This is a genomic window from Salmonella enterica subsp. enterica serovar Typhimurium str. LT2, assembly GCF_000006945.2.
Taxonomy (GTDB): domain Bacteria; phylum Pseudomonadota; class Gammaproteobacteria; order Enterobacterales; family Enterobacteriaceae; genus Salmonella; species Salmonella enterica.
Genome location: NC_003197.2, coordinates 4,849,530 through 4,857,450, shown reverse-complemented (window position 1 = coordinate 4,857,450; position 7,921 = coordinate 4,849,530). Strand labels below are relative to the sequence as shown.

Annotated in this window: 8 protein-coding genes and 8 other annotated features; of the genes, 6 read left to right on the top strand and 2 right to left on the bottom strand. The window is 45.7% G+C overall.

Features of this window, described 5'->3' with window-relative positions:
- Positions 1 to 24: 24 nt before the first annotated feature.
- Positions 25 to 711, bottom strand: coding sequence for a putative tRNA/tRNA methyltransferase (lasT, locus tag STM4600; RefSeq protein ID NP_463456.1), 687 nt, complete (start codon positions 709 to 711; stop codon positions 25 to 27).
- Between the two features lie 399 nt (positions 712 to 1,110).
- Positions 1,111 to 1,261, bottom strand: a protein-coding gene (yjjY, locus tag STM4599; protein ID NP_463455.1) for a putative inner membrane protein. Within the gene, positions 1,111 to 1,251 belong to an annotated coding region; the region does not span the whole gene.
- Positions 1,240 to 1,248, top strand: a -35 signal (putative -35_signal for arcA; RegulonDB:STMLTH004683). (Overlaps the previous gene by 9 nt.)
- On the opposite strand from yjjY, the gene arcA reads away from it, so the two are divergent.
- The 6 genes from arcA (at position 1,240) to sthB (ending at position 7,921) form a co-directional block, all read left to right on the top strand.
- Positions 1,240 to 2,063, top strand: a protein-coding gene (gene arcA / locus STM4598) for a response regulator (OmpR family) in two-component regulatory system with ArcB (or CpxA) (RefSeq protein ID NP_463454.1). Within the gene, positions 1,347 to 2,063 belong to an annotated coding region; the region does not span the whole gene. The genes yjjY and arcA overlap by 22 nt on opposite strands.
- Positions 1,256 to 1,261: a ribosome-binding site (putative RBS for yjjY; RegulonDB:STMS1H004458), on the bottom strand. It overlaps the preceding gene by 6 nt.
- Positions 1,258 to 1,266, top strand: a -10 signal (putative -10_signal for arcA; RegulonDB:STMLTH004683). (Overlaps the previous feature by 4 nt.)
- Positions 1,335 to 1,340 (top strand) — a ribosome-binding site (putative RBS for arcA; RegulonDB:STMS1H004457).
- A 260-nt stretch (positions 2,064 to 2,323) precedes the next feature.
- Positions 2,324 to 2,329: a ribosome-binding site (putative RBS for STM4597; RegulonDB:STMS1H004456), on the top strand.
- Positions 2,324 to 2,644 (top strand): putative periplasmic protein gene (locus STM4597; RefSeq protein ID NP_463453.1). Within the gene, positions 2,330 to 2,644 belong to an annotated coding region; the region does not span the whole gene. It overlaps the preceding feature by 6 nt.
- Before the next feature lie 379 nt (positions 2,645 to 3,023).
- Positions 3,024 to 3,029 (top strand) — a ribosome-binding site (putative RBS for STM4596; RegulonDB:STMS1H004455).
- Positions 3,024 to 3,700, top strand: a protein-coding gene (locus STM4596) for a putative inner membrane protein (RefSeq protein ID NP_463452.1). Within the gene, positions 3,029 to 3,700 belong to an annotated coding region; the region does not span the whole gene. (Overlaps the previous feature by 6 nt.)
- A gap of 332 nt (positions 3,701 to 4,032) precedes the next feature.
- Positions 4,033 to 4,038 (top strand) — a ribosome-binding site (putative RBS for STM4595; RegulonDB:STMS1H004454).
- Positions 4,033 to 4,584 (top strand): putative fimbrial chaparone protein gene (locus tag STM4595; protein ID NP_463451.1). Within the gene, positions 4,039 to 4,584 belong to an annotated coding region; the region does not span the whole gene. Its footprint overlaps the feature before it by 6 nt.
- 70 nt (positions 4,585 to 4,654) lie before the next feature.
- Positions 4,655 to 5,338, top strand: a complete 684-nt coding sequence (gene sthA / locus STM4594) for a putative fimbrial chaparone protein (RefSeq protein ID NP_463450.1) — start codon at positions 4,655 to 4,657, stop codon at positions 5,336 to 5,338.
- A 38-nt stretch (positions 5,339 to 5,376) separates the two neighbouring features.
- Positions 5,377 to 5,382 (top strand) — a ribosome-binding site (putative RBS for sthB; RegulonDB:STMS1H004453).
- Positions 5,377 to 7,921 (top strand): putative fimbrial usher protein gene (gene sthB / locus STM4593; protein NP_463449.1). Within the gene, positions 5,384 to 7,921 belong to an annotated coding region; the region does not span the whole gene. It overlaps the preceding feature by 6 nt.

Below are 7,921 nucleotides of genomic sequence, written 5' to 3'. Positions count from 1 at the left end.
TATTATTTTAAAAATTACAGCACGTTATTTTGTTAGTTTTTTTTCAATATCATGGACCAAACGGTGCAACATTACCGTATCTCGCTGTCCCAGCAGGCCGATTCGCTGTTGTAGCCAGTCGGTTAATTTGTGGTCATCGGCCGCCTCCAGAGTCGTTAGCAGGCGTAAAAGGCGCGCGCGTAACGCCTGTAACTGCGATTCATCAGCAATATCAACGGATTCTGTGGTCTGTTGCATTAAACCTGCTAATTGATAGCAATACACCATGACCGCCTGACCCAGATTGAGCGAAGGGTAATCCGCCGCCATCGGCACGCCGGTCAATACATCCGCCAGCGCCAGCTCGTCATTGGTCAGACCGGAATCCTCACGGCCAAAAACCAGCGCGGCATGACGCATCCAGCGTGATTTTTCCTGTAATAAGGGAACCAGTTCAGCGTGCGAAGCGTAGTAATGAAATTTTGCCCGGCTGCGGGCTGTCGTCGCTACGGTAAAATCCACATCGTGGAGTGCGTCGGCAAGGGTGTGGAAAACCTCAATATTATCAATAATATCTCCAGATCCATGTGCGACCCAACGGGTGGCGGGCTCCAGGTGCGCCTGGCTGTCGACAATACGCAGGTCAGTAAATCCCATGGTCTTCATAGCCCGGGCGGCTGCGCCAATATTTTCCGCTCTGGCGGGAGCGACAAGAACAATTGTTACACGCATTTCATTACTCTTTTTGACTAATTTACAGGAAATTAGCTGGCGTTTGTAAGCATATTACGCTTCGCAAATTTACAAAATTTTAACTGATATCACTGAAAAAGCATTTTTGATTTCGTAAAAGACGCTACACTATTGCGTATCTGTACTATTGCTGTTTATGTTAACAGAACATCGTTATCCTACTGTTTATTTAGGATAATTTAATTTAAAATAGATCCTGTTCTTTGGATTCATCACATTTATTAGTTGGCTTACGTAACTAGTTGGAATATTGCAAATTTGTGATGAAAGCTAGCATTTAGCTACGATGATTTCATCAAACTGTTAACGTGCTACAATTGAACTTGATATATGTCAACGAAGCGTAGTTTTATTAGGTGTCCGGTACGTCTTAGCCTGTTATGTTGCTGTTAAAATGGTTAGGATGACAGCCGTTTTTGACACTGTCGGGTCCAGAGGGAAAGTACCCACGACCAAGCTAATGATGTTGTTGACGTTGATGGAAAGTGCATCAAGAACGCAATTACGTACTTTAGTCATGTTACGCCGATCATGTTAATTTGCGACATGCATCAGGCAGGTCAGGGACTTTTGTACTTCCTGTTTCGATTTAGTTGGCAATTTAGGTAGCAAACATGCAGACCCCGCACATTCTTATCGTTGAAGACGAGTTGGTAACACGCAACACGTTGAAAAGTATTTTCGAAGCGGAAGGCTATGATGTATTCGAAGCGACAGATGGCGCGGAAATGCATCAGATCCTCTCTGAATATGACATCAACCTGGTGATCATGGATATCAATCTGCCAGGGAAAAACGGTCTCCTGTTAGCGCGTGAACTGCGTGAACAGGCTAACGTTGCGCTGATGTTCCTGACGGGCCGCGATAACGAAGTCGACAAAATTCTCGGCCTCGAAATCGGCGCGGATGATTACATCACCAAACCGTTTAACCCACGCGAATTGACCATCCGTGCCCGCAACCTGCTGTCCCGTACCATGAACCTGGGTACCGTCAGCGAAGAGCGTCGTAGCGTTGAAAGCTACAAGTTCAACGGTTGGGAACTAGATATCAACAGTCGTTCACTGATCGGCCCGGACGGCGAGCAGTATAAACTACCGCGCAGCGAGTTCCGCGCGATGCTGCACTTCTGCGAAAACCCTGGCAAAATTCAGTCGCGCGCAGAGCTGTTGAAGAAAATGACCGGCCGCGAGCTGAAGCCGCATGACCGTACTGTTGACGTTACCATTCGTCGTATTCGTAAGCATTTCGAATCCACGCCGGATACGCCGGAAATCATCGCCACCATTCACGGCGAAGGTTATCGCTTCTGCGGCGACCTGCAGGATTAATTCGGCCCAGGCGCCAAACTGTAAAAACAGCCGGTAAGTTATTCTTACTGGCTGTTTCTTATGTCCCCCTTCCGCTAAGCGGCCTCGCTTTCCCTCCTGACCTGCCGTTATGACGTACTCTTTTACATAAAAATTGTCGTATAGCGCTGTTTATCTCAGCTTGCGAAAGTTAAGGTAGTTTGTGTATTTACATTAAAGAGTAATACACGGGATTTGTTAGTCCCCAAAAAATAAGGGGATGCTCACAGGACGTGAGGTTTCAAAGGATGAAAAAATCACCATTATGCTGCTACCTGTTTTGTGCAGCGATGTCAGCTTCATCAGCCGCGCTGGCTGCTACCGCGCCGGTCTCCGCAGGCGTTATTCATTTCAAAGGCCAGATTGTCGAATATGGTTGTAATCTTGCGCCTCACGATCGCAATATCGAGGTATCATGTTTGCGGAATAATATCCCCCATTTGCAGACAGTCGCCACACCGTCTGGAAACGCTATTTCGTTGATGAATGGAATCGCCACGGTACGGCACGTGTCGTTAAAAGATCATCCGGAGATTCAAAGCCTGATCGTCCAGTACCGCTAACCGCTTATGGCTCCCGCCGGGAGGAGTTCCGGCAGGCGGCGATTTCGCTCAGTAAAACGCCGCCCGCCTGCATTTTGTACTTTTCTCTCATTCGTATCCTCCAATAGCGATGTTCATCGCTTCGCTATCCTGTACGCTCTACGCGCTCGTTAAGCACGGTACCTATGATAGCTGTCATAAAATGATTGCAAATAAAATCATCACATTTACTATGGTTAACCTTACAAACAGCGTTGTCGCTCATGCATTGATAAGGTGAATACATTGACTTAAATATTCTTGTTGGCTATTTTAATTTACTTAATTATAATTTTAAGTGAATATTAAATTTATGTTTACCTTTTAATAGTCAACCACTTTATCAGCCATAATAATGGGGAAGATATGAAGCAGTTAAACGGCGGGAATGTGTATCGTCCCACAGGGAAAGAAAAAAACCTGCAAGCCATTTTAAATATTCATCGGCACGTTATTCAAAACATCTCCCCTGTCACTATTACAGCCGGTAAAACACTGGATATCAAGATTGATAATCAATCCCACATCCTGTTAATCACTAAAGGCGCTATTAAAGTATGTCGGCGTATCGACAGCATTGTAATGGGCTGCGGTGTCTCACCAATGATTTTAGGCCTTGTAGATGCCTATGCTGACTTATACCAGTTAGAAGAGAATTCAGACGTCTTTTTTATCGCCGAAACCACCTGTGAATATTATCCTGTCCCAGTAAAAGATTTTGTGGAAATAGCTGATGAAAAGCATCTCTGGCGTGACATTTCGAACATCCTGATGTACCGCATTGCTTTCATGACTAACCGTGACAGAAATCTTATCGGGCAGGACGCCTATAGCCAGATAAAAGCGCTGTTACTTGAACTGTGGTCGTATCCTGAAAGCTCACGATTTGAGATCAATGCACAGAACTTCATACAGCAGAGAACCGGGCTTTCACGCAGCCGTATCATGCAGGTACTTTCAGAACTAAAAGCGGGGGACTATATAAAAATACTGCATGGAAGACTGTTAGAGCTTCGAAACCTGCCGGTTTCATTTTAAACGGACAAGCGTCGTATATTATTAAAAATAAAGCAATATAGAGTTAAATAAATCCTCCAGGAAATAATAACTATTATCAAAAAAGAGATCTTGCTCTATAAATCCAGTCATCAACCATACTTCTTTAGTGGTATTTTATTAAACTTTGTTACCGGGTCCGAAACTGGACTGCCGTTCAATATTGCATCAGAATTTTTATTGAGTTCATAGTTGATATACGTAGAATAGCCGCCTGCTTATCTACAGAACAGAAAGAAGCGCATACAGAGTAAAATATAATATTTTATTTTATATGGCTATCTTTATTTTTCAGCGAATAGAATCAGGCAACAATTAATATGTTTAATAAGAAAATAATCATCCTGGCAATGTTAACTGCCGTAGCATCCACACCGGTATTTGCCCAGAACACGATTACGTTCAATGGCAAAATTTACGATCAGGCGTGTACGGTTCAGGTGAATGGCTCCACGGATACCACCATTGATTTGGGTAATTACAGCAAAGAACGCATCGCGGAAAAAGGCGCCACAACCGATTACGTGCCGTTTACCGTAAGCCTGGTTAGCTGCCCGGAAGCAGGGACTGGCGTACCAACCCAAGCCATGTTCCGCTTCCACGGCGCAACAGATGATTCTAACCCAACGTACTTCAAAAACGCGGACGAAGGATCGGAAACGGGCGCCGCGGGTGTCGGTATTTCTATTCAGAACGCTTCACATAGCGATGTGACAGATAACACGGATGATGCCGCAGTAAACCTGCCAACCGACGGCTCGACAGCAGACTTTACCTATTACGCCGCCATGGCAAACGATGGTTCCGCAACCGTAACCGGTGGAGATGTTAGCACTCAGGTTACGTATACCGTTTCGTATCAGTAAGGCATTCTCATCCTGATGTGGACAGGCAGGATGCCAGTCCATAGCGTAAAACATCTTTACAGAGTAAAAAATGAAACACATAAAGAAATCCGTGTTGGCCGTATTACTGACAAGCCATGTTGCCCATGCCAGCATTGTTGTTGGCGGAACCCGACTGGTTTTCGACGGCAATAATGATGAGTCGTCAATCAATGTAGAGAATAAAGACAGCAAAGCGAATCTTGTTCAGTCATGGTTATCGGTTGCCGATCCCCAGGTCACAAATAAGCAGGCGTTTATTATCACCCCGCCTCTTTTTCGCCTTGATGCCGGGCAAAAGAACAGTATTCGGGTTATTCGCTCTGGCGCCCCCCTACCTGCAGATCGGGAGTCTATGTACTGGCTCAATATTAAGGGTATTCCTTCTATTGATGATAATGCCTCCGCGAACCGCGTGGAAATCTCCATTAATACCCAAATAAAGCTTATATATCGACCGCCAGCATTAACAAAATCAACGCCTGATAGCCAGAGCCAACAATTAAAATGGCAGACGGCAGGTGATGTTATTACCGTAAATAACCCCACTCCCTATTATATGAACTTTGCCAGTGTGACGCTTAACAGCCATGAAGTGAAATCAGCGACCTTCGTTCCGCCAAAATCATCAGCGTCATTTAAATTGGGTTCTACTGCCGCCCCTCATGGCACGGTAACGTGGCGATTAATCAGCGATTATGGGATGAGTTTAGAGCCGCATTCCGGTTCATTCTAGCCATTAACGACTTCATTTTACTTTTACCCTTTCAGGACTTTTACTGTGCAATTCTCCAGAGTAGAGCCCCGTTCTCAATTAGCGTTATCGTTTCTCTTTATATGCTGTTCCATAAAACCAGCGTTAGCGCATGATCATTTTAATCCATTATCGTTGGAAAATGATGAACCGGGCGTGGAGAATGTCGATCTATCGGTTTTCGAAAAGGGGGGGCAGGCAGAAGGCACCTATAATGTTGATATTTATATTAATAACACCAGTGTTGAAACAAAAAATATTGCCTTTAAAAATAAAAAATCAGCAGATAATAAGCTCTCCCTACAGCCGTGTCTTAGCGTTGAACAACTCAAGCAGTGGGGCGTAAAAACAGAAAACTTCCCCGAGCTTAAAAATGACCCAAACGGGTGTACCGATCTTAGTCTGCTGGCTGGCGCTGTAGCAAAGTTTAATGTCATCGGTAACCGGCTGGATTTAGCGATCCCTCAAATCGCGTTGATCGCCGACCCGCGAGAATTCGTCCCTACCAGCGAATGGGATGAAGGCATTAATGCTTTTTTGCTGAACTACAGTTTTACCGGATCGCAGGATCACGATATTGATGAAAACCGGACGGAAAATAGCGAATACGCTAACCTGCGCCCTGGTATTAACATTGGCGCATGGCGTTTTCGTAACTACTCAACCTGGAATCATGATAGCGATGGGCAAAATAGCTGGGATTCTGCCTACACCTATGTTTCTCGCGATATCGAATTTTTAAAAGGACAGCTGATCGCCGGGGAAAATAACACGCCCGCGGACGTCTTTGACAGTATTTCATTTAAGGGCGTACAGATCTCTTCTGATGACGATATGTTGCCGGACAGTATGAAAGGGTTCGCCCCGGTCATTCGCGGGGTGGCCAAAAGCAGCGCGCAGGTAACCGTTGAACAAAACGGTTATACCATCTACAAAACTAACGTTCCGGCGGGTCCATTCGCCATCAACGATCTTTATCCAACCGGCGGTTCGGGCGACCTGTACGTCACCATCAAAGAATCCGATGGTTCTGAACAGCATTTCATTGTGCCCTACGCCAGCGTTCCGGTATTACAGCGTGAAGGCCACCTGAAATACGACCTGACGGTAGGCCGCACGCGTTCATCAGATACGCATTCCGCGCAACAGAACTTCGCTGAACTGACGGCCTTATACGGATTAGCAGGCGGCATAACCGCCTATGGCGGAATAGAGAGTACGCTGAGCAATGATGTTTATCATGCGGCGCTCATCGGGACAGGCTTAAACCTTGGCGATCTGGGCGCATTGTCTTTAGACGTCACCAACTCATGGTCAAAAATTAAAGCAGGCGATGTGGTTAGCGATACGCTTACCGGACAATCCTGGCGTATTCGTTACAGCAAAGATATTCAGTCAACAGGCACCAATTTCACTGTCGCCGGCTACCGTTATTCGACCAAAGATTACTACGCTCTTGAGGATGTGCTGGATACCTATAGCGATAATAGTCACTATGATCATGTCCGCAATCGCACCGACCTGTCGTTATCGCAAGACATTATCTACGGTTCCATTTCACTCACTTTATATAATGAAGATTACTGGAATGACACTCATACCACATCATTAGGTATTGGCTATAACAACACATGGCATAACGTAAGCTATGGCATTAACTATTCTTATACGCTGAACGCCGATAATTCTCAGGATGAAGACGACGATACGGAAGACAGTAATGACCAGCAAATTTCAATCAATATTAGTATTCCGTTAGATGCCTTTATGCCGTCAACGTATGCCACCTACAATATGAACTCCGCGAAAGACGGCGATACCACGCATACTGTCGGTTTAAACGGAACAGCGCTGGCACAGAAAAATCTCTCATGGAGCGTTCAGGAAGGTTATTCCTCTCAAGAGAAAGCCACCAGCGGTAATGTGAGCGCAACCTATAACGGGACGTATGCGGATATTAACGGCGGATATAGCTACGATAATCATATGCGTCGCCTGAATTATGGCGTTCAGGTCGGCGTACTGTTACATCGAAATGGCCTGACACTATCCCAGCCAATGGACGACACCATCATATTGGTTAAAGCCCCTGGCGCAGCGGGTGTCCCCGTGAATAACGAAACGGGCGTGGACACCGATTTTCGGGGTTATGCCGTCGTACCTTATGCTTCGCCTTACCATCGTAATGAAGTCTCTTTAGATACGACGGGCATTAGAAAAAATATTGAGCTCATTGATACCAGTAAAACGCTGGTGCCTACCCGTGGCGCGGTGGTCAGGGCTGAATATAAAACCAATATTGGTTACAAGGCATTGATGGTATTAACCCGCATAAACAATCTTCCTGTTCCTTTTGGCGCGACCGTCTCGTCTTTAACAAAACCAGACAATCACAGCAGTTTTGTTGGTGATGCGGGGCAGGCCTGGTTAACCGGACTGGAAAAACAAGGGCGGTTATTAGTGAAGTGGGGACCAACAGCAGCAGACCAGTGTCAGGTCTCTTATCGTATACCGAGCTCCCCCTCCGCTTCTGGCGTAGAAATCTTACACGAGCAATGCCAGTGA